The sequence below is a fragment of the Umezawaea endophytica genome (assembly GCF_025061645.1).
GTDB classification, from domain to species: Bacteria; Actinomycetota; Actinomycetes; order Mycobacteriales; family Pseudonocardiaceae; genus Umezawaea; species Umezawaea endophytica.
Genome location: NZ_JANYMP010000031.1, coordinates 56,071 through 75,393, shown reverse-complemented (window position 1 = coordinate 75,393; position 19,323 = coordinate 56,071). Strand labels below are relative to the sequence as shown.

The window sequence follows — 19,323 nt, the reverse complement described above, 5'->3', positions numbered from 1 at the left end:
TCCGACGTCACCGCCGACGCTTGCGAGCCCGCAGGTAGTCGCTCACCACGGCGGCGCCGAGGCCGTCCTCGTCCGGCGCCACCACCCGCCCGCCGCTCCGCCGGGCCACGGTGTCCACGAACGCCGCCAACCGCGGGTCGTCGCCCAGCTTGAACACGGTGATCGACGCGCCCAGCTTGGCGATGTTGTCGACCTCCACCAGCGTCTTCCCGAGTGTGCGCGGCAGCGGCGGGTAGTGGAACTCCGCTTCCCCGCTCGGCTCCAGGTGCGCCGTCGGCTCGCCGTCCGTCACGACCAGCACCACCGGCTGCGCGTCCGGGTGGCGGCGCAGGTGGCGGCCTGCCAGCAGCAGGGCGTGGTGCAGGTTGGTGCCCTGTTCCCACACGCCTTCCAACGACGTGAGCCCGCCGATGTCGACGGTCTCGGCGTGCCGACCGAACGTGATGAGTTCCAGCGCGTCCGTGCGGAACCTGGTGCGCACCAGGTGGTGCAGCGCCAGCGCGGTGCGCTTCATCGGCACCCAGCGGCCGTCCTGGACCATCGACCACGACGTGTCGACGCACAGCGCGATGACCGCCCGCGACCGCAGTTCCGTCTCGGTGATCTCGACGTCGACCACGTCCAGCGAAACCGGCCCGCCACCGCTGCGCAGCACCGCGTTCGTCACGGTCCGGGGCACGTTCCACGGTTCGGCGTCGCCGAACTGCCACGGCCGGGTGCTGCCGATCGGCTCGCCCGCCGCACCCGCCCGGTTGCTGTCGCGGTCGCCGCGCGGTGTCCGGACGCTGTCCACGACCCCGCGCAACGCCGTCTCCCCCAAGCGCCGCAACGCTTTCGGCGTCAACCGCAGATCACCGTCCGGCCCGCGTTCGAGCAGGTTCTGCTCGCGGAGCTGGCGCTCCAGGGAAGCCAGGCGCTGGGCGTCGACGCCCGCCTCGGAGCCGAGTTGCCGGACGAGCGACTCGACGTCGATGTCCTCCAGCCGCGCGCCGGGGTAGGACTGGCCCAGTTGCTCGGCCAACGCGTCCAGGTCGGCCAGGTCCTGCATGGCCTGTGCGCCTTCGCCCAACCCCAGCGGGTTCTGGCCGCGGAAGCGGGACGAGCCGGTCCAGTCCTGGCCGGGCCGCAGGCCTTGCAGCAGCGAGTCCAACTGGGACAGTTGCTGCCCGACACCGGAGTTGCCGAAGGCCTGCTGCGACAACGCCGCCAGTTCGGCGCGCTGCTCGTCGGTCATCGAGTTCATCATCCGCTGCGCGGCGGCCGAACGCTCCGCCAGCGCGTCGATCAGCTCGTCGACGGTGCGCGGGTTCTCCGGGAAGAACTCGCCGTGCTTGCGCATGAACTCGTCGAACCGCCGCGGGGTGTCCTCGTCGCCCGCCGCGTGACCCGCCAGCAGCGCGTTGAGGTCGGCCAGCATCTCCTGGACGCGTTGCACAGAAGCCTGGTCGACGTTGCCCATCGCCTCCTTCATGCCCTGGAAGCGCTGGTCCATCAGCTCGCGGCCGAGCAGGTTCCGGATCTTCTCGTACGACTCGCGCGCCTCGGCGGAACGCCAGTCGTACTCGGCCAGGTCGCGCACGGCCGCCGCGGTGCCCGGAGGCAGCGCGTCGAGCTGGGCCTCGCGGAACCGGGCGTCGTCGGTCGGCTCCGGGAACAGCGCCTTGCGCTCGGCGCTCAACGCCTCCGAGAGCAGGCGCTGGACCTCCTGCAACGTGCCGTCGAGCCGGTGGCGGCGCTGGATGTCCGAGCGCTTCTTCCACAGCCTGGACATGAGGTCGTCCAGGCCGCGGGTGCCCTGCACGCCGCGCCGCAGCAGTTCGCGCAGCGCGGCGGCGGGTGAGGAGCCCTCCATGACCTCGCGGCCGAGCTCGTCCATGGCGGCGCGCAGGTCCGCCGGTGGCGCCAGGGGATCCGGGCCGTCGACGTAGCGCCCGTAGCGGTATCCGCTCATCCGTACACCGATCGATCGTCGTCGCTGTCCTTGCCGATCTGCCTGGTCAGGTAGAGCGACTCCAGCGCCAGTTCGACGGCGGAGGCGATCCGGCCGACCGGGTCCTTCGGGCCGGCGCCCAGGCGGGCCGCGACCTCGTGCAGGACCGGCAGCTCGGGCAGGGCCGCGAGCATGTCGCCCGCGGGCACGCGCTCGCCGGTGGCGACGGGGTGACCGTCGGTCACGGCCTCCGCGAGCGAGCGGAGGTTGAGCCCGGCGAACGTGGACCGCGCGGTGTCGGCGATCGAGCGGCGCAGCAGGTGCGTGAGGATCTCGATCTCCCGCCCCTCCTCCCCCGCCTCGAACTCCAGCTTGCCGCGCAGCACCTCGGGCACGGACTCCAGGTCGATCGGCCGGGCGACGGCGGGGGTCTCGCCGATCAGCGCGGACCGGCGCAGCGCGGACGCGGCCACGGTCTCGGCCGCCGCGACGGCGAACCGCGCGGACACGCCGGACCGCTGGTCGACCGCGGACGACTCGCGCAGGTGCCGCACGAACCGGGCGACGACCTCGATCAGGTGGTCGCCGACCTCGGCGACCAGGTCGGCCTCCTGGCGGACCAGGTCGATCTCGTTGGCGATCTCCAACGGGTAGTGCGTGCGGACCTCGGCGCCGAACCGGTCCTTGAGCGGCGTGATGATCCGGCCGCGGTTGGTGTAGTCCTCGGGGTTCGCCGTGGCGACGAGCAGCACGTCCAGCGGCAGCCGCAGCGTGTAGCCGCGGACCTGGATGTCGCGCTCCTCCATCACGTTGAGCAGCGACACCTGGATGCGCTCGGCGAGGTCGGGCAGTTCGTTGATGGCGATGACACCGCGGTGCGAGCGCGGCAGCAGGCCGTAGTGGATGGTCTCGGGGTCGCCGAGGCTGCGGCCCTGTGCGACCTTGACCGGGTCGATGTCGCCGACGAGGTCGCCGACGGACGTGTCCGGCGTGGCGAGCTTCTCGGCGTAGCGCTGGTCGCGGTGCCGCCATGTGACGGGCAGGTCGTCGCCCAGTTCCGCGGCGCGGCGCTTCGACTCGGGCGTGATGGGGTCGAGGGGGTGTTCGCCCAGCTCGGAGCCCTCGATGACGGGGGTCCACTCGTCGAGCAGGCCGACCAGGGTGCGCAGGAGGCGGGTCTTGCCCTGGCCGCGCTCGCCGAGGAGCACGAAGTCGTGCCCGGCCAGCAGGGCGCGTTCGAGCTGCGGGACCACCGTGCGGTCGAAGCCGACGATGCCCGGCCAGGGGTTCTTGCCCGCGCGGAGCGCGGTGAGCAGGTTCTCGCGGATTTCGGTCTTCACGCTGCGGGGCAGGTGGCCCGCGGCGCGGAGCTCACCCGCGGTACGGGGAAGTGCGGAGGAGGCGGTCACCCGATCGACGCTACGCACGTTTGCCAGACTGGTCGACGTGGAGCAACTCCAGCGGCGGTGGGCCGTCCTCGCCGCGGTGGTCCTGCTGCTCCTGGTGAGCACGGCGTTCGGCCTGTTCCAGGTGTCGAAGTCGCGCACGTTCCAGTTCGCGGGAGAGCTCGTCCACCGGGTGGAAACCGACCGCAGGGTCGTCGCGCTCACGTTCGACGACGGCCCCGGCGACCGGACCCCCGAGGTCGTGCGGACGCTGGCCGACCTCGACGTGCCCGCGACGTTCTTCGTCGTCGGCCGGGAGATGGACGCGCACCCCGAGTACGGCCGCCAGCTCGTCGCCGCGGGCCACGAGCTGGGCAACCACAGCTACACCCACCAGCGGATGGTGCTGGTGTCGGAGGAGTTCGTCGCCGACGAGGTCGAGCGCACGGACGCCGCGATCCGGGCGGCGGGCCACACAGGACCGATCCACTTCAGACCGCCGAACGGCAAGAAGCTGTTCACCCTGCCCGGCTACCTCGCCGACCACGACCGCACCACGGTCATGTGGGACGTGGAACCGGATTCCGCCGAGCAGCCGACGTCGGCCGACGTCGTGCGGCGGACCTGCGACGAGGTCCGGCCGGGGTCCATCGTGCTGCTGCACGTCTGGCCCACGTCGCGGCAGTCCTCGTGGGACGCGGTGCCGGGAATCGTCCGCGCGCTCAAAGCGGTGGGTTACACCTTCGTCACGGTGTCCCAACTGCTCGCCTGAGGCACAGGAGAATGCGGCGGCACGGACATCCCGGACATCGGAGAACCAGGTGAGCGGCAGCGTCGACTTCAGGTGGTCACCCGAACCCGCCGACTGGGGTGACGCCCTGCGCTCGGCCGTGCCGATGTTCCGCTGGGCCCCCTGGTTCGCGGGCTTCGTCCTGGCGGGCTCGGTGGTGGTGCTGCTGAGCGGGTCCACGGCGCCCGGCCTGTTCGGCATCGCCGTGGCGGGCCTGATCGCGGTGCTGATCCCCATCCAGGTGCGGATCGACTTCAGCGGCCACCCGCTCGCGGCCAACACCGTCACGGCGACCGCGGACGACCACTCGCTGCGGATGACCGTCGGTGACGCGGCGCGCAGCGAGCTGCCGTGGACGCACCTGCCCACGTGGACGGAGACGCGCCGCGGGTTCATCCTGCGCACCCAGGAGGGCGCGCGGGGGCCGATGTACGCCGTGCCGTACCGCGCGTTCGACGACAACTCGGCCCGCAACCGTTTTCGAGACCTGCTGGTCCGCCACGTGGGACCTGCCGCCTGAGCGCGGAGCATCCCCGCGAAGGCACTAACCTTGGACAGCGTGTCTTGTGCGAGTGCGACGCTGGTCGTCTGGACTTCCGCTTGGCTGCATGGCGCAGCCGCGGCCGACGACGTCCTTGACGCCCTTCAAGAGTGGGCGGACCTGCACGAAGTGGCGGCCGACGACGACGGCACCGCCACCGCGCTGGACCTCCCCGGCCCCGACGAGGCCCCGGTGGGCCCGGCGCTGCTGCTGGCGTCGCTGCGCCGCGCGGGCACCCGGACCGGCCGCCTCGCGCTCCCCGTACCGGGTGATGTTCGCGGTCTGGGCGGCAAGGGCCCGCTGAGCACGTGCGCGCTGCGCGCGGGTGAGGCGGCGGTCCTCCCGGACATCGGGGTGGGCCTGGTGCCCAAGATCGTCGCGGACGGCGTGATGCGCTGGACCGTGTTCGACCTGCCGTCCACGGGCGGCGCGGAGCACGTCCCCATCGGCGAGGCGGAGCACGGCCTCGCCAGCGCCATGCGCCAGGCCGCGACGGCGCTGGTGACGCTGGACGTCGCCAAGCACCGCCCGAACGTGCGCGAGGAGATCGCCGCCCTGTCCACCAGGCACTCGAAGCTGGAGTGGCCCGCGGGCATGCCGCCGAGGTCGGTCCGGGTGCTCCAGCGGGCCGCCGAGGTCGCCGCGATCCTGGAGGTCGCGCGCAGCGACGCCCCCGGCGGCGCCAGTTCGGCGTCCGCGATGCAGGCCAGGGACGAGGCGCTGCGGCCGCTGTCGGAGGCCGTGCGCCGGGCTCGCTGCGCCGCCGTGGAGGAAGCCGTGCGCGTGCTGTCCGACCAGGCGGCCGGGCTGCACTAGCGACTTGTGACAGAACGCGGACATCTCGGGGACGAGGCGATCGCACGGCGGGCCGACCATCGGTGTGGTGATGCCGACCCCAGTGCTCGACCGGACGTCCACCGGCAGGCGGTTCCTCGTCGCCGCCGTCGTCTGCCTGTTCGCCCTCGGCCTGACCTGCGCGGTGTTCGTGGGGACGCCGTTCGGGCAGGCGTTCGACAGCGCCCTGCTGCCCCTGTCGGAGCGCGGGGCGAGCTACGAGCAGGACTCCGCGCTGCTGGAGCCCGCCAAGGCCGTGCTCTCCGTCTTCGGTGACCGGGTGGTGCTCGCCGTGGTGCTGCTGGTCGTCGTGCTGCTGAGCAGGCGCCTGTGGACGTCGGTGGCGGCCGTGGGCGTGGTGCTCGGGTCGGTGGCGACTGCCAGGGTGCTCAAGGAGGTCGTCGTGCGGCCCGACCTGGACGTCGTGGGCTCGTCGACGCACAACAGCTTCCCCAGCGGTCACGTCGCCGTGGCCACGGCGCTGCTGCTGGCGTTCGCGCTGGTCCTGCCGCGCTGGTGGGTCCTGGTGCCGGGGGCCGTGGTGGTCGTGGTCGTCGCCGCCTCGACGATGATCACCGGCTGGCACCGGCTCAGCGACCTCGTCGGGGGCGCGCTGGTCGCCGCGGTGCTGTACTGCCTGGCCGCCACCGCGTTGGCCGATGACCCGGCACCCGTCGATAGTTGACCTCATGTCACGGGTGTTGTTGATCGAGGACGACCGAGCGGTGCGCGACGGGCTCCAGCTCGCGCTGACCAGGCAGGGCCACGTCGTGGACGCCGTGGAGACCGGCGAGGAGGGCCTGGAGCGGCTGCCGTCGTCGGAGGTCGTGGTGCTCGACCTGATGCTGCCGGGGATCGACGGGTTCGAGGTGTGCAGGCGGATCCGTGTTGCGGGCGACCTGCCGATCATCATGCTGACGGCGCGCGACGACGACATCGACGTCGTGGCCGGTCTGGAGGCCGGGGCCGACGACTACGTGATCAAGCCCGTGCAGGCCCGCGTCCTGGAGGCGCGCATCCGGGCCGTGCTGCGGCGGACCACGGCCGAGCCGAGGACCGACCCGGCCGTGGAGCGGCACGGCGCGCTGACGCTCGACCGGGCGGGGCTCGTCGTGGCGAAGAACGGTGCCCGCGTGCCGCTCGCCCCCACCGAGCTGCGGCTGCTGCTGGAGCTGTCCGGAACGCCGGGGCGGGTGCTCAGCCGCCAGCAGCTCCTGGAATCGGTGTGGGAGCACGGGTACCTGGGCGACTCGCGGCTCGTGGACGCGTGCGTGCAGCGGCTGCGGGCGAAGATCGAGGACGACTCGACGGCACCGGTGTACGTGCAGACCGTGCGCGGCTTCGGCTACCGGTTCGGGCCGCTGTGACGATCGGTCTGCGCGCGCGGCTGGTGGTGGCGTTCGCGCTCGTCGGCGTGATCACCGCGCTGGCCGTCTCGGGCGGCATGTACCTCAAGGCCCGCGACGTCATCCTCCGCCAGGCGCAGGACGCCGCCGTGCTGGCGCTGACCGACGGGGTCACGCGGTACGGCCTGCTGCCGCCCACGCGGGAGCGGCTGTACCGGATCGCGGACGAGCTGTCGGACCGCGACGACACCGCCGTGGCCGTGTACGGCGACGTGAGCGCGGGCAGCCTGCCCCTCTCGGTGGTCACGCCGGAGCTGCGGGAGTCCGTGCGCGGTGGGCGCACCGCGTGGCAGCGCGTGTCCCTCGACGGCGTGACCCAGCTCGTGAGCGGGACCAGCGTGGCGTTCGGGCCGTCCTTGCTGGAGGTCTACTCGCTGCGCACCCTGGAGCCCGCGGCGGTGAGCGTCGCCGAGCTGTCCACCAGGGCGTGGGTGTTCGGCGGCGGCGCGCTGGTGTTCGCGCTGCTCCTGGCGCTGCTGGCCGCGTGGAGCGTGCTGCGGCCGGTGCGTGAACTCGGGGAAGCCGCGCGGCGCATGGGTTCCGGTGACCTGGAGTCCCGGTTGGACGTTCGCGGCTCGGACGAGCTGGCGGGCCTGGCCGTCACGTTCAACGACGCCGCCGACGCGCTGGGCAGGCGCGTCGACGAGCTGCGGCGGATGGAGGCGGACGCCCGCCGGTTCGTCGCGGACGTGTCGCACGAACTCCGCACGCCCCTCTCCGCCATGACCGCGGTGGCGGACGTGCTGGAGGAGGAGGCCGAGGTGCTGCCCGCGGACGCGGCGCAGGCCGCGCGGCTCGTCAGCCAGGAGACGCACAACCTGACGAGGCTGGTGAACGACCTGATGGAGATCAGCAGGTTCGACTCCGGCGCCGCCGCGCTGGTGCTGGACGACGTGGACGTCGCCCAAGCCGTCCGCGCCTCGCTGCGCGCCAGGGGCTGGCAGGACGTCGTCGACACCACCCTGCCCGCCGACGTGGTCGCGCGGGTGGACCCGCGCAGGCTGGACGTGGTCCTGGCGAACCTCGTCGGCAACGCCGTGCGGCACGGCGGCGCGCCCGTGTCCGTGGCGCTCGAGGTCCAGCCGGGGTGGGTCGTCATCACGGTGACGGACCGCGGCCCCGGCCTGTCCTCGGGCGTGCTGCCCCACGTGTTCGACCGCTTCTACAAGGCCGACTCGTCCAGGGCGCGTTCCGCGGGCAGCGGCCTGGGCCTCGCCATCGCCCGCGAGAACGCCCTCCTGCACGGCGGCACCCTGGTCGCCGAGAACCACCCCGACGGGGGCGCGGTGTTCACCCTGCGGCTGCCCGACTCGGGAGGTGCCCGGTGAAGCGCCTGGTGGTTCTCGCGACCGTCCTGCTGGCCACGGGCTGCGGCGTGCGCCCCAGTGCCGTCATCCTCGGCGGCCCGGCCCCGACGGCGGCGGCCATGATCTCCGTGTACTTCGTGTCCGACGGCCGCGTCACCCCCGTACCACGCCCCGACTCCGCCTCCGGCCTCGCGCAGCTCGCCGTCGGCCCGACGACCGGGGAACGCGAACAGGGCTACACGACCGAGGTCCCCGCAGGCGCCGTCCTCGACGCCGCGGGCTCGACCGTGACCGTCTCCGTCGACGTGACCTCGTTGTCCACCAACGCCGCCACCCAGATCGCCTGCACCACGGCCGCCGGTCCCGTCACCCTGGTCGGCGGCGGCCAGCGACGCGGACCGCTGACGTGCCCGGTGGGCTAGTGCTTGCCCGGCCTCTTCGCGGGCTCGCAGCACAGCGGTGCGCAGGGCGCGCCGTTGACCGTGCACCCGGCCGCGGTGAAGTCGGACAGCTTGCGCGGCGCGACCCCGTCCGTGTGCTCCCGGACCAGCTCCACCACCAGCTCCGCGAACCGCGGGTCACCGTTGGGCGTCGCCGCGCGGGCGAAGGCCATGCCGAGTTCGGCCGCCCGGTCGCGGGCCTCGGTGTCGAGGTCCCACACGACCTCCAGGTGGTCGCTGACGAACCCGATGGGGCACACCAGTACCCCGCTCACGCCGTCCTTGTGCAGCGCCTCGACGTGGTCGACGACGTCCGGCTCCAGCCACGGGATCTGCGGCGGCCCGGAGCGGGACTGCCACACGACGTCGTACTCCTCGCGGCCGACCGCGAGGGCGACCAGGCGGGACGCCTCGGCGACCTGGCGGGAGTAGCGGTGGCCGCCCTCGCCGGGAGGCCCGGCGGCCTTGTCCGCCGACTCCGGCACCGAGTGCGCGGTGAACACGAGGCGGTAGTCGGCGGGCAGTTCCACGGCGGCGGCGCGCACCGCGTCGGCGAACGCGCCGATGAACAGCGGGTGGTCGAAGAACTGGCGCAGCTTCACCAGTTCGGGGGCGTCGAGGACGGCCGCGCGGGCGCGCAGGATGTCCTCGTCGTACTGGCGGCAGGCCGAGTAACCGCCGTAGGCGCTGGTGGGGAAGACGAGCGCGCGCCGCACGCAGTCGCGCTTCATCTCGGCGAGGGTGTCCTCGACCATCGGGTGCCAGTTGCGGTTGCCGAAGTAGACCGGCAGGTCGAACCCGCTGCCGCGCACGGCGTCGATGGCCGCGCGGTTGAGGGCGTTGATCGGTGACACTCCGCCGAAGTGCTGATAGTGCACCTCGACCTCGTCCAGCCTTTCGGGTGGTACGCCACGCCCCCTGGTGACGTTTTCCAGGAACGGACGAACGTCCGCTGGTCCTTCCGGGCCTCCGAACGACAACCAGAGCAGCGCGTCGTAACTCACCGCTACATCCTGGACCCGCCTCGGCCAACCCGCACAACCGGGTCGACGTGCCGATGATCACGTCGACCCGGTCGGGCGACCCTAGAGACCCAGGAAGTGCACGCCGCCGTCGACGAACACCATCGAGCCGGTGGTCGCGGGGAACCAGTCGGACAGCAGGCCGCACACGGACTGCGCGACGGGCGTCGGGTCGTCGACGTTCCAGCCGAGCGGGGCCTTCTCCGCCCACAGGGATTCCAGGTCGGCGAAACCGGGGATCGACTTGGCGGCCATCGTGCGCACCGGGCCGGCGGACACGAGGTTGACCCGGACGCCGTGCTCGCCGAGGTCGCGGGCGAGGTACCGGTTGATCGACTCGAACGCGGCCTTGGCCGGGCCCATCCAGTTGTAGGCGGGCCACACCTGGCGGGCGTCGAAGTCGAGGCCCACGATCGAGCTGCCACGGGTCAGCAGCGGCAGCGCGGCGGCGGCGAGCGCCTTGTACGAGTACGCGGACACGTGCATCGCCGTGGCCACGTCCTCCCACGGCGCGTCCATGAACGGGGCGCCGAGGCAGCTCGGCGGCGCGTAGCCGACGGCGTGCACGAGCCCGTCGAGGCCGTCCACGTGCTCGCGCACCCGGTCGGCCAGCGTGTCGAGGTGCTCCTGGTTCTGGACGTCCAGCTCGACGACCGGCGCCGGGTTCGGCAGCCGCTTCGCGATGCGCTCGACCAGGCTCATCCGGCCGAACCCCGTGAGCACCACCTGCGCGCCCTGCTCCTGCGCGACCTTGGCGACGTGGAAGGCGATCGACGCGTCGGTGATCACCCCGGTGATCAGCAGCCGCTTGCCTTCGAGCAGTCCCGTCACGTGCTTCCTCCGTAAACGTGGTTGTACAAGATCAGTGGCCCATGCCGAGGCCGCCGTCGACCGGGACGACCGCGCCGGTGATGTACCCGGCGGCGTCCGAGGCGAGGAACGCCACGACCGCGGCGACCTCGTCGACGGAGGCGAACCTGCCCGCGGGCACCTGGCCGAGGATCTGCTTCTTGCGGTCGTCGGTGAGCTTGTCGGTCATGTCCGTCGTCACGAAACCGGGCGCGACCACGTTCGCGGTGATGTTGCGCGAACCCAGCTCGCGGGCGATCGAGCGGGCCATGCCGACGAGGCCCGCCTTGCTGGCCGCGTAGTTGACCTGCCCCGCCCCGCCGTACAGGCCCACGACCGACGAGATCAGCACGATCCGGCCGTAGCGGTTGCGCAGCATCCCCTTGGACGCGCGCTTCACCACCCGGAACGCGCCGGTCAGGTTGGCGTCGACCACGTTGGTGAACTGGTCGTCGGACATCCGCAGCAGGAGCGTGTCGTCGGTGATGCCCGCGTTCGCGACCAGCACCTCGACCGGCCCCTGGTGCGCCTCGACCTCGGCCAGCGCGGCGTCGACCTCCTCGCCGTTGGTCACGTCGCACTTGACGCCGAACAGCCCTTCGGGCGCGCCGGAACCCCGGTGCGTCACGGCGACCTTGTCACCCTGTGCGGCGAACGCCTTGGCGATAGCCAGGCCGATACCCCGGTTGCCCCCGGTGACCAGAACGGACCTCGACACGTTGCTCCCATCGCTGCTGGTTGATGGGCGCGAGGCTATCCGTTACCCCCGAGTACCCCGACATCGGCAGACCCGGATCACAATCGTCCGGGTGAGCGAATTCTCCGATCGGCTGCGCGCCGAGGTCTCCGGTGACGTGCTGACCGACGCCTCGTCCCGTGCCGTCTACTCGACCGACGCCTCGAACTTCCGGCACGTGCCGCGGGTCGTCGTGCGGCCCAGAACGGTCGACGACGTGCTGGCCGCGGTGTCGTTGGCGGTCGAGCACGGTGTGCCGATCACGAACCGGGGTGCCGGGACGAGCATCGCGGGGAACTCGGCCGGGCCGGGGGTGGTGCTGGACTTCGCGCGGTACCTGGACCGGATCGTGGAGGTCGACCCGGACCGCCGGCTGGCCGTGGTCCAGCCGGGTGTCGTGCTCGACCGGCTGAACGCGGCCGCCGCGCCGCACGGGCTGGTGTTCGGGCCGGACCCGTCGACGCACTCGCGGTGCACGCTCGGCGGGATGGTCGGCAACAACGCGTGCGGCGCGCACTCGGTCGCGTGGGGCAAGACCAGCGAGAACGTCGAGGCTCTCGACGTGCTGCTGCCGAACGCGACCCGGTTCGACACCCGGACGCCGCCCGCTCTGGACCTCCCGGACGTCGACCCGGCGTGGTTCCCGGCGCTGGGTCGCCGGGTGTCCGGGTACGCGCTGGACGCCCTGCCGGACCTCACGCGGGCCCTGGTCGGCACGGAGGGCACCTGCGTGACGGTGCTGGGGGCCACGGTGAAGCTGGTCGAGGCCCCGGAACGGCGGGTGCTGGCCGTGCTGGGGTTCGCGGACACCTACGACGCCGCGGACAACGTGATGGCGCTGCGCGAGCACGACGTGCTGGCGCTGGAGGGCATCGACGCGGGCATGGTCGCCGTGGTGCGGCAGCGCACGCCCGACTCCCCCGCGCTCGCGCTGCTGCCGCCCGGCGCGAGCTGGCTGTTCGTCGAGTGCCGCGACGAGTGGACCGCGCAGCGGGTGGCGTCGATCGCGCCCAGCTCCGTCGTGGTGACCTCGCCCGCGCGGCAGCGGCTGCTGTGGCGGATCCGCGAGGACGGCGCGGGCCTGGCGACGCGGATGGCCGACGGCACCGAGGCGTGGTCGGGTTGGGAGGACGCGGCCGTGCCGCCGGAGCGGCTCGGGAAGTACCTGCGCGAGTTCGACGCGCTGCTGGCGGGGCACGGACGGCGCGGCCTGACCTACGGGCACTTCGGCGAGGGCTGCGTGCACGTGCGGATCGACTTCGACTTCGCGTCGGGCTACCGGTCGTTCCTGGAGGACGCGGCGGACCTAGTGGTCGCGCACGGCGGGTCGATCTCCGGCGAGCACGGCGACGGCCAGGCCCGCTCGGAGCTGCTGTCGCGGATGTACCCGCCCGCCGCGCTCAAGGCGTTCAGCCGGTTCAAGGCGGCGTTCGACCCCCGCGGCCTGATGAACCCCGGCCGGATCGTCGACCCGGCACCGCTGGACGCGGACCTGCGCGTGCTCGTCGCGCCCGCCCGCATCCCGACCCGCACGGCGCTCGCGCTGCACGCCGACGGCGGCGACATCGCCGCCGCGACCCGGCGGTGCGTCGGTGTCGGCAAGTGCCTGAACCACAGCGGCGGCGTGATGTGCCCGAGTTACCGCGTGACCCGCGAGGAGCAGCACTCGACGCGCGGGCGGGCGCGTCTGCTGTTCGAGATGCTCAACGGAGACGTCGTGAAGGACGGGTGGCGGTCGACCGAGGTCCGCGACGCGCTCGACCTGTGCCTGGGGTGCAAGGGGTGCAAGCGCGACTGCCCGGTGGACGTGGACATGGCCACGTACAAGGCGGAGTTCCTGCACCAGCACTACCGGGGACGGGTGCGGCCGGTGGCGCACTACTCGATGGGCTGGCTGCCGCTGTGGCTGCGGCTCGGGCTGGTGAACCGGCTGACGTCGCGGTTCCCCCGGCTCGCCGGGCTGGACCCGCGGCGGCGGATGCCCGTCGTGGCGAAGCGGTCGTTCCGGGCGACGTTCCAGCGCTCGGGGGTCGACGGGCCGAGGGCGCTGCTGTTCACCGACACGTTCACCAACCACTTCGAGCCGTCGATCGGGCACGACGCGGCGGCCGTGCTCACGCATCTCGGGCAGCGGGTGGAGATCCCCGGCCGCACCGTCTGCTGTGGACTGACGTGGATGTCGACCGGCCAGCTCGGCACGGCCCGCAAGGTGCTGCGCCGGACCGCCCGGATCCTGCGGAGGTTCACCCGTGCGGGCGTCCCGGTGGTCGGGCTGGAGCCGAGCTGCACGGCGTTCCTGCGCGGCGACGCGCTGGAGCTGGCGGGCGACGACCCGGACGTCGCCGCGCTGGCCGCCGCGACCCGGACGTTCGCCGAGCACGTGGCCCCGTCGTTGGACGGGGTTCCCGGTGACGGCAGGGCGATCGTGCAGACGCACTGCCACCAGTACGCCGAGCTGGGCTTCGACGCCGACCGGGACCTGCTGGCGAAGTCCGGGGTGACCGCCGAGGTGCTCGACAGCGGGTGCTGCGGCCTGGCGGGCAACTTCGGCTTCGAGCGCGGGCACCACGACGTGTCGATGGCCGTGGGTGAGCAGGTGCTGTTCCCAGCCGTCCGGAAGGCGGACCCGGACACCGCGGTCGTCGCCGACGGGTTTAGCTGCCGCACCCAGGTGCGCGAGGGGACGGGCGTCGAGCCGGTGCACTCGGCCACCGTCGTCGCGCGGGCGCTGGGGCTGCGCGACTGACGCCTGTCACACATCGCGGGTCTCCGTCGTCTTCATTACACGTGTCCCGGCCACCGATCAGGGGCACACTGGAGAGGCGGATCGACGCCTGGGGGGTGCGTCCACCCCCGGGCCGCCGCGGTCCGGACAGGGGGTACCGGTCATGAGTTCGCTCAGCAACGCCGCCACAGCCGCCGACCAGCGCTACCACTTCGCGGGCGGCCTGCGAAAACAGCTCAACAAGGTGTTCCCGGCGCACTGGTCGTTCCTGCTCGGCGAGATCGCGCTGTACAGCTTCATCGTCCTGCTGCTGTCGGGTACGTACCTGGCGCTGTTCTTCGACCCGTCGATGGAGGAGGTCGTCTACGACGGCGCGTTCACGAACCTCCAGGGCATCGAGATGTCCCGCGCGTTCGCGTCGACGCTGGACCTCTCGTTCGAGGTGCGCGGCGGCCTGTTCGTGCGTCAGGTGCACCACTGGGCGGCGCTGCTGTTCATGGCCGCGATCGTCGTGCACATGCTGCGGGTCTTCTTCACCGGCGCGTTCCGCCGTCCGCGCGAGCTGAACTGGGTCATCGGCATCGTGCTGTTCCTGCTCGGCTGCGTCGAGGGCCTGTTCGGCTACTCGCTGCCCGACGACCTGCTCTCCGGCGGCGGGCTGCGGGTCACGGCGTCGCTGCTGCTGTCGATCCCCGTCGTCGGGACGTGGATCCACTGGGTGCTGTTCGGCGGCGAGTTCCCCGGCACGGAGGTCATCCCGCGGATCTACACGCTGCACGTGCTGCTGATCCCGGCGATCATGCTCGGGCTGATCGCGGTGCACCTGGCGCTGGTCTGGTACCAGAAGCACACGCAGTTCCCCGGTGTCGGCCGCAAGGAGACCAACGTGGTCGGCGTGCGGATCATGCCGGTGTTCATGGTGAAGAGCGGTGTGTTCCTGGCGATGGTCGTCGGTGTGTGCGCCGTGCTGGGCGGGCTGTTCCAGATCAACCCGGTGTGGAACTTCGGGCCGTTCAACGCGGGTCAGGTGTCGGCGGGCACGGTGCCGGACTGGTACATGGCGTGGACCGACGGCCTGCTGCGGCTGTGGCCCGCGTGGGAGCTGTACCTGGGCGACTACACGGTTCCCGCCGCGTTCTTCCCGTTCATCCTGGGGCTTCCCCTGCTCACCGGCCTGGCCGCGCTGTACCCGTGGATCGAGCGCAGGCTCAGCGGCGACCGCGCGCACCACAACCTGCTGCAACGACCGCGCGACGTGCCGGTGCGCACGTCGTTGGGAGCGATGGCGCTCGCGTACTTCCTCGTCTCGCTGCTGTCCGCGGCCAACGACGTGATCGCGCACGCGTTCGACATCTCGCTCAACGCCACGGTGTGGGCGGGCCGGATCGGCCTCCTGCTGCTGCCGCCGCTGGCGTACTACGTGACCTACCGGCTGTGCCTGGGGCTCCAGCACTCCGACCGCGCGGTGCTCGAGCACGGCGTCGAGACCGGGCTGGTGAAACGGCTGCCGCACGGCGCGTACATCGAGGTGCACCAGCCGCTCGCCGACCACCCGCTGACCTACCAGGGTGCTTCCGTGCCGAAGAAGATGAACAAGCTCGGCGCGGCCGGGTCACCCGTTCCCGGCTCGTTCTTCTCCCCGGACCCCGCCGAGGAGGTGCGGGCGCTCGACTGACGCGGTCCACTGTGGACCGGACACGATCAGGTGCACTTCCCGTGAGGGTTGGGAGGCGCGCGGGCGCTCTGCGACCATTGTCCCGGTGATCGTGAGACAGCCCCGCAGGAACCACCTCCGGTCCGTCCCGCTCGCGCGGGCCGAACCGGTGAAGTCCTTGCTGCACCTCGATTCCAGCTATTCGGGCAATTCGGTCAGCAAGCACCTCACCTCGCTGTACGCCGACACGTGGCGGGAGCGGCACGGCGCCGTGGGCTACCGGTACCGCGACGTGGCCGCTGACCCGGTGCCCCTGGTCGGCCCGGCGTACTGCTCGCTGCGCAGGCGGTTGGAGGGCCGGGACCCGGTGCCGGTCGGCGGGGTCGCGGCCGTGGCGGCCAACGCGGCGGAGGAGCGCGAGTGGGCGTCGACGCTGCCGCTGGTGACCGAACTGCTGGCGGCGGACACGGTGCTGCTCGGCGTACCCGTGCACAACCTGACCGTCCCGGCGCCGTTGAAGGCGTGGATCGACCGCGTGACCGTGCCGGGGGTGTTCACCGACCCGGCCACGGAGGAGAGCCTGCTGCGAGATACCGAGGTCGTCGTGGTCACCGCGAGGGGAGGGCGCCGCGGCGACGACTTCCTGGAGCCGTACCTGCTCGCGTACTTCGGCGGGCTGGGCGTGGCCGACGTGCGGTTCGTGCACGCCGAACTGACCCGCGCGCCGGACGTGCCGCGACCGTCGCGGTTCCAGGCGCTGGGCACGGAATCGCTGGCCGCGGCACGTCTCGCCGTGGTGGAACTGGCTCAGGGCTTCTCCTCCAGCGCGGACTCCTTGGAGGTCTCCCGCATCGAGCCGTAGACGATCAGCGAGATCAGCACGCACCCCGAGACGTACCAGTAGAACCACGACTCGTGACCGGCCGACTTCAGCCCGAGCGCCACGTACTCGGCCGTGCCGCCGAAGATCGCCACCGTCAGCGCGTACGGCAGCCCGACCCCGAGCGCCCTGATCCGCGTCGGGAACAGCTCGGCCTTCACGATGGCGTTGATCGACGTGTAGCCGGTCACGACCACCAGCCCGCACAGCATCAGCAGGAACGCTTGCACGGCACCGGTCGTCGACGCCAGCGTCGTCAGCAGCGGCACCGTGCCGACCGCTCCCAGCACCCCGAACGCGAGCAGCAGCGGCCTGCGCCCGATCCGGTCGGACAGGCCTCCTGCCAGTGGCTGGATCACGACGAACACCAGCAGTGCCAGGAAGTTGATCCAGCTCACCGTCGCCGCGTCGATGCCGCTGGTATTAATCATGAACTTCTGCAGGTACGTCGTGTACGTGTAGAACGCCACCGTGCCGCCCAGCGTCAACCCGACGACCAGCAGGCATTCCCTGGGGTACTGCGCCAAAGCCCGCAAAGACCCCCGTGACTCCGACGACTTCCCCTCACGCTGGAAGCTCTCGGACTCGTCCATCCCCCGCCGCAGGAACATCACCACGATCGCCCCCGTGGCCCCGATGACGAACGCGATCCGCCACCCCCACGACAGCATCTCCTCGCGCGTCAGCACCTGCTGCAACACGATCTGCACGCCCAGCGCCAACAACTGCCCGGCGGTCAGCGTCACGTACTGGAAGCTGGAGTAGAACCCCCGCTTCCCCGTGGACGCCACCTCCGACAGGTACGTGGCCGACGTCGAGTACTCCCCACCGACCGACAACCCCTGCAACAACCGGGCCGTCACCAGCAGGATCGGCGCCGCGACCCCGATCGTCGCGAACGACGGCGTCAACGCGATCATCAACGACCCCAACGCCATCAACGTCACGGACAACGTCAACGCCGCCCGCCGCCCGTGCCGATCCGCGTAACGCCCCAACAACCACCCACCGAGCGGCCGCATCAGGAACCCGACGGCGAACACGGCCGCGGTGTTCAACAACTGCGCGGTCTGATCCCCCTTCGGGAAGAACGCCGCGGCGAAGTAGATGCTGAACGCCGTGTACGCGTACCAGTCGTACCACTCGATCAGATTCCCGATGGACCCCCGCAACACATTCGCGACAACCCGGCGCTCAGAAGCACCCTCGACCCGCCCTTGCCCAACCTCGACTGCCATAGTCGACCTCCTGATGTGATCACCCACACCATCCGGCCGACCCCGAACCCACGACAAGACAGACCAGCGCTTCTTTGCACTCCCTTAGGGCGATGGGCGGCAAATCATGATCAAATTCCATCTGCCAGGCATTTTTACCGCCGAGTCAGGTCGCATGACCTGGTCGACTTCGCCGCTGTGCCGTTAGGGTTCCCCTGTGCAGAGGGGTGGGGATGTCGGCCTGGGCGTGGTGGCCGCGCGGCGCCTGGCTGAGCTGGGTTGCTGCGTGATCGCGCCTGGATTGACCGACGCGGAGTTCGCCCGCATCGAGGGCGAGCACGGTTTTGAGTTCGCCGACGATCATCGAGCGTTCCTCGCGGCGGGGCTGCCGGTGAACAGCCCTCTCGAGCCGGAACCGGGGGTCTCCTACGCCTGGGAGAAACCGTGGCCCGAGTGGCGCGACGGTCGCCCTGACGAGCTCCGTGAGCAGCTCGACTGGCCCGTCGAGGGCGTGTTGCGGGCGGTGGAGAGCAGCGGGCACTGGAATGCGGCCTGGGGTGCGCGGCCGGACATGCCTGAGGCAGCGGTGGCGGCGGCTCGGCGGTTGCTGGCTGAGGCGCCCAGGTTGGTCCCGATCTACGCGCATCGGTTTCTGCCCGCAGGACGCGGCACGTTCGGACATCCGGTTCTGTCGGTGTGGGGAACGGACATCATCTGCTACGGGGCCGACCTGGTCGACTACGTCGACCAAGAGTTCGAGGAACCTCGGCCCGAGCACCCCGACGACTGGTCCCCGCAGTCCACTGTGCCGTTCTGGCGCGACTACCTGTGACTGCGATCTCGGATTCGTGGCGCAGGACCGAACCGCGGCGTCCCTGTTGATCGTGTGATCGGTTCAGGCATCGCGGTGTCTCCGGTTCGGCATCGTGAGGACGTTGTCGGCCGTGGTTTCGTGGGTGGGTTCGGTGACGACGGCGCAGAGGGTTGTGATCGTGGTCCTGAGTGACTTCAAGCGTGTGGATGCCTCCAGCACCGTCCGTTCCAGGCGGGAGAACGACTCCCCGACCACCGGAAGGTGTCGTGGTCTCGGCGCGGGCTGGACGCCGCGGCCGTCGAGCCCGCGGCGTCCGGCCTTGTCCCCCCGAGTTACCTCAGTTCGGGCAGTGGTAGCTGCTGCCGTAGTTCGGCAGCAGGTCGTCGCGGACCCAACCCTGCCTGCTGGTGCTGGTGTTCCGCAGGTAGGTCCACGTGTAGCCGTCGTTCCCGAGCGTGTAGCAGTAGAAGTCCAAGCGGTGGGAAGGCTCGATCGAGCCGACCGCCGTGCAGGACGTGGACGAGCCGGTGCGGATGCGCGCACCGGAGCTGCCGCCCGTGATCGCCGAGATCGGGTCCGAGTTCGGCGGTACCACCGCGCTGTTGCAGGCGTAGTGCTGCACCGTCACGCCGTCCCCCTTGGGCGTCCCGGCTTGAGCCGGAGTCGCGATCAGCACCAGCGGCAGCGCCACCCCCGCGACGGCCGCCGCCAGCTTCACCGTTCCTCTCATGTTCTCCCCCTTGATCGGAATTTTGTGAACGAAAGCGACTTTCGTCCCGATGGGTGAACTTCG

Annotated in this window: 18 protein-coding genes; 11 read left to right on the top strand and 7 right to left on the bottom strand. The window is 71.4% G+C overall.

Annotated elements, in window-relative coordinates; all coding sequences use genetic code 11:
* Positions 1 to 7: 7 nt before the first annotated feature.
* Entirely contained in the window at positions 8 to 1,951 is a 1,944-nt protein-coding gene (locus NZH93_RS41405) for a VWA domain-containing protein (protein WP_259628802.1), read from the bottom strand.
* On the bottom strand, positions 1,948 to 3,339 hold the full coding sequence (locus NZH93_RS41400; protein ID WP_259628801.1) for a sigma 54-interacting transcriptional regulator: 1,392 nt from the start codon (positions 3,337 to 3,339) through the stop codon (positions 1,948 to 1,950). The genes NZH93_RS41405 and NZH93_RS41400 overlap by 4 nt, the downstream gene beginning before the upstream one ends.
* Before the next feature lie 37 nt (positions 3,340 to 3,376).
* Between NZH93_RS41400 and NZH93_RS41395 the strand changes: the two genes are divergently transcribed.
* The 7 genes from NZH93_RS41395 to NZH93_RS41365 all read left to right on the top strand — a co-directional run bounded on the left by NZH93_RS41395 (position 3,377) and on the right by NZH93_RS41365 (position 8,615).
* The gene (locus NZH93_RS41395) at positions 3,377 to 4,087 is read left to right on the top strand and encodes a polysaccharide deacetylase family protein (RefSeq protein WP_259628800.1); all 711 of its coding nucleotides are present in this window, start codon (positions 3,377 to 3,379) and stop codon (positions 4,085 to 4,087) included.
* A 49-nt stretch (positions 4,088 to 4,136) separates the two neighbouring features.
* Positions 4,137 to 4,625, top strand: a complete 489-nt coding sequence (locus NZH93_RS51055) for a YcxB family protein (RefSeq protein WP_259628799.1) — start codon at positions 4,137 to 4,139, stop codon at positions 4,623 to 4,625.
* 39 nt (positions 4,626 to 4,664) lie between these two features.
* Positions 4,665 to 5,462, top strand: a complete 798-nt coding sequence (locus NZH93_RS41385; protein ID WP_259628798.1) for an Rv1486c family protein — start codon at positions 4,665 to 4,667, stop codon at positions 5,460 to 5,462.
* A gap of 70 nt (positions 5,463 to 5,532) precedes the next feature.
* A complete protein-coding gene (locus NZH93_RS41380) occupies positions 5,533 to 6,165 on the top strand; it encodes a phosphatase PAP2 family protein (RefSeq protein ID WP_259628797.1) in 633 nt (210 codons plus the stop codon).
* A 4-nt stretch (positions 6,166 to 6,169) separates the two neighbouring features.
* Positions 6,170 to 6,847, top strand: coding sequence for a response regulator (locus NZH93_RS41375; RefSeq protein WP_259628796.1), 678 nt, complete (start codon positions 6,170 to 6,172; stop codon positions 6,845 to 6,847).
* Positions 6,844 to 8,214 carry an ATP-binding protein gene (locus NZH93_RS41370; protein ID WP_259628795.1) on the top strand — a complete coding sequence of 457 codons (1,371 nt, stop codon included), beginning with the start codon at positions 6,844 to 6,846 and terminating at the stop codon, positions 8,212 to 8,214. The genes NZH93_RS41375 and NZH93_RS41370 overlap by 4 nt, the downstream gene beginning before the upstream one ends.
* On the top strand, positions 8,211 to 8,615 hold the full coding sequence (locus NZH93_RS41365) for a hypothetical protein (RefSeq protein ID WP_259628794.1): 405 nt from the start codon (positions 8,211 to 8,213) through the stop codon (positions 8,613 to 8,615). The genes NZH93_RS41370 and NZH93_RS41365 overlap by 4 nt, the downstream gene beginning before the upstream one ends.
* On the opposite strand, the gene NZH93_RS41360 is transcribed toward NZH93_RS41365, so the two are convergent.
* The 3 genes from NZH93_RS41360 to fabG form a co-directional block, all read right to left on the bottom strand.
* The gene (locus NZH93_RS41360) at positions 8,612 to 9,637 is read right to left on the bottom strand and encodes a ferrochelatase (RefSeq protein WP_259628793.1); all 1,026 of its coding nucleotides are present in this window, start codon (positions 9,635 to 9,637) and stop codon (positions 8,612 to 8,614) included. The two genes, NZH93_RS41365 and NZH93_RS41360, sit on opposite strands and share 4 nt — an antisense overlap.
* A gap of 81 nt (positions 9,638 to 9,718) precedes the next feature.
* Positions 9,719 to 10,486, bottom strand: coding sequence for an enoyl-ACP reductase FabI (gene fabI / locus NZH93_RS41355; RefSeq protein WP_259628792.1), 768 nt, complete (start codon positions 10,484 to 10,486; stop codon positions 9,719 to 9,721).
* A gap of 31 nt (positions 10,487 to 10,517) precedes the next feature.
* Positions 10,518 to 11,222 carry a beta-ketoacyl-ACP reductase gene (gene fabG, locus NZH93_RS41350; RefSeq protein WP_259628791.1) on the bottom strand — a complete coding sequence of 235 codons (705 nt, stop codon included), beginning with the start codon at positions 11,220 to 11,222 and terminating at the stop codon, positions 10,518 to 10,520.
* A gap of 91 nt (positions 11,223 to 11,313) precedes the next feature.
* Here fabG and NZH93_RS41345 point away from each other — a divergent pair, with 91 nt between their 5' ends.
* The 3 genes from NZH93_RS41345 to NZH93_RS41335 all read left to right on the top strand — a co-directional run bounded on the left by NZH93_RS41345 (position 11,314) and on the right by NZH93_RS41335 (position 16,481).
* Positions 11,314 to 13,986 carry an FAD-binding and (Fe-S)-binding domain-containing protein gene (locus NZH93_RS41345; protein ID WP_259628790.1) on the top strand — a complete coding sequence of 891 codons (2,673 nt, stop codon included), beginning with the start codon at positions 11,314 to 11,316 and terminating at the stop codon, positions 13,984 to 13,986.
* Positions 13,987 to 14,128: 142 nt separating this feature from the next.
* Positions 14,129 to 15,640, top strand: coding sequence for a cytochrome bc1 complex cytochrome b subunit (gene qcrB / locus NZH93_RS41340; RefSeq protein WP_259628789.1), 1,512 nt, complete (start codon positions 14,129 to 14,131; stop codon positions 15,638 to 15,640).
* An 85-nt stretch (positions 15,641 to 15,725) separates the two neighbouring features.
* Complete coding sequence (locus NZH93_RS41335; protein WP_259628788.1) at positions 15,726 to 16,481, top strand: FMN-dependent NADH-azoreductase; 756 nt, start codon at positions 15,726 to 15,728, stop codon at positions 16,479 to 16,481.
* Here NZH93_RS41335 and NZH93_RS41330 read toward each other — a convergent pair.
* Positions 16,427 to 17,737, bottom strand: a complete 1,311-nt coding sequence (locus tag NZH93_RS41330) for an MFS transporter (protein WP_259628787.1) — start codon at positions 17,735 to 17,737, stop codon at positions 16,427 to 16,429. The two genes, NZH93_RS41335 and NZH93_RS41330, sit on opposite strands and share 55 nt — an antisense overlap.
* Before the next feature lie 196 nt (positions 17,738 to 17,933).
* On the opposite strand from NZH93_RS41330, the gene NZH93_RS41325 reads away from it, so the two are divergent.
* Entirely contained in the window at positions 17,934 to 18,548 is a 615-nt protein-coding gene (locus NZH93_RS41325; protein WP_259628786.1) for a hypothetical protein, read from the top strand.
* A 319-nt stretch (positions 18,549 to 18,867) separates the two neighbouring features.
* Here the strand turns inward: NZH93_RS41325 and NZH93_RS41320 are convergent, their stop codons facing one another.
* A complete protein-coding gene (locus tag NZH93_RS41320; RefSeq protein WP_259628785.1) occupies positions 18,868 to 19,260 on the bottom strand; it encodes an SH3 domain-containing protein in 393 nt (130 codons plus the stop codon).
* Positions 19,261 to 19,323 lie beyond the last annotated feature (63 nt).